This window comes from Kitasatospora sp. NPDC059577 (assembly GCF_042735475.1).
GTDB lineage: Bacteria > Actinomycetota > Actinomycetes > Streptomycetales > Streptomycetaceae > Kitasatospora.
Genome location: NZ_JBHWBZ010000134.1, coordinates 1,670 through 3,392, shown reverse-complemented (window position 1 = coordinate 3,392; position 1,723 = coordinate 1,670). Strand labels below are relative to the sequence as shown.

1 protein-coding gene is annotated in these 1,723 nt (G+C 70.0%); it reads left to right on the top strand.

Features of this window, described 5'->3' with window-relative positions; genetic code table 11:
* The first annotated feature begins 158 nt into the window (after positions 1-158).
* Complete coding sequence (murD, locus tag ACFV0O_RS41315; protein WP_380350190.1) at positions 159-1,601, top strand: UDP-N-acetylmuramoyl-L-alanine--D-glutamate ligase; 1,443 nt, start codon at positions 159-161, stop codon at positions 1,599-1,601.
* Positions 1,602-1,723: the final 122 nt, after the last annotated feature.

The following is a 1,723-nucleotide window of genomic DNA, read 5'->3' as shown; positions in this document are numbered from 1 at the left end:
CCCGGGCAGGCGGGGCGGAACATCTTCGCCGCCCGGGCCGCCCGGTTGCGCCCCCCGGGCCCGCCCGGCGCTGGTGCCCCGCGCCGGAAAGGGGCTCCACCAACCCCGACCGCCAACCAGGCGGCCACCCCTCCCGGCCACCCACCAGGGAGAAACACATGAACATCAAGCCGATCAAGCCGAAGCTCTACCAGGGCGACCCCGTCGACCTGAAGGGCAAGCCTGTCCTGGTCATCGGACTCGGGATGAGCGGTCAGTCCGCCGCCGAACTCTGCGTCCAGCAGGGCGCGAAGGTCACCGTCATGGACGCCAAGTCCGCCGAAGAGCTGCCGAACGTCATGCAGCGGTTCGCCGGTATGAAGATCACCTACAAGCTCAACACCACCTCCATCGACCCCACGGCCTTCCACCTCATCGTCCGCAGCCCCGTGATCGACAACAACCACCCGGTACTCATCGCCGCCCGCGCGGCGAAGATCCACATCTGGAGCGAGATCGAGCTGGCCTTCCGGCTCTCCCCGGCTCCGGTGATCGCCGTCACCGGCACCAACGGCAAGGGCACCACCACCACCCTCATCGCCCGCGGCCTGGAAGCCAACGGGATCACCGTCCACCTCGTCGGCAACATCGGAACCGAGTTCGCCAGCAAGGTGCCCAACATCAAGCCCGAGGACGTCGTCGTCCTGGAGGTCTCCGCCGCCCAGCTGCAGAACAGCCCGGGCCTGGCCCCCGCGACCGGGGTCCTGACCAACATCAACCCCGAGCACTCCAACCTCTACGACTGGGACGAATACGTCCGCCTCAAGGGCCAGCTCCTCAAGCACAACACCGTCGACAGCCTCACCGTCGTCTCCCTCGACGACGTGGCCAGCAGCGACCTCGCCGCCAAGACCCCGGGACGGCTCCTGTACACCAGCATGAGCGGCGCCCTCCCGGCCGGCCTCGAAGGCGTCTTCCTCGACGACGGCCAGGTCGTCGTGCGACTGGCGAACCAGGAGCAGACGCTGTTCCCCAAGGAGCGGATCACGGCCCTGGGGGCGCTCCCCAACGCGCTGCCCGCCATCGCGGTCCTCCTGAGCTGGGGAGTTCCGCTCGACACCGTCGCCACCGCGGTCGCCACCTTCCCGGGACGCGAGCACGTCACCGAGTACGTGGCCACCCACCAGGGGGTCGACTACTACAACGACGCCAAGGCCACCAACGTGGACTCCACCGTTCACGCGCTCGACGCGATCGAGGGGCGGACGGTCGTCCTCATCTCCGGAGGCGAGGACAACAAGGGCGTCATCTTCGCCCGCCTGAGCCCCGGGCTTCGTGACAAGGTGCACCATCTGATCACCTTCGGCCCCACGGCCGACCAGCTCGTGACCTTCGCCCACACCGCCGGCACCCCCAACATCGACACCGTCGCCGACTACCGCGCGGCCATCACCCTGGCCCAGCAGGTCGCAACGCCGGGCCAGACGGTCCTCTTCAGCCCCGGCACCTACTCCCCGCACCTGACGGACGTCGACGACCTGGGACGCCCCGTCGACTACATCGGTCGAGGTGACTACTTCAAGGCCCGCATCCAGGCCCTGACCGCGCAGAAGGAGGGCTAACACCCCCGGTGGGGGGGGGGGGGCCCCGGGCCGCCCCCCCCCCCCCCCCCCCCCCGCGGGGGGGGGGGGGCGGGCCCCCCCCCCCCCCCCCCCCCCCCCCACAAAAAAAGAGACGCCAGGCC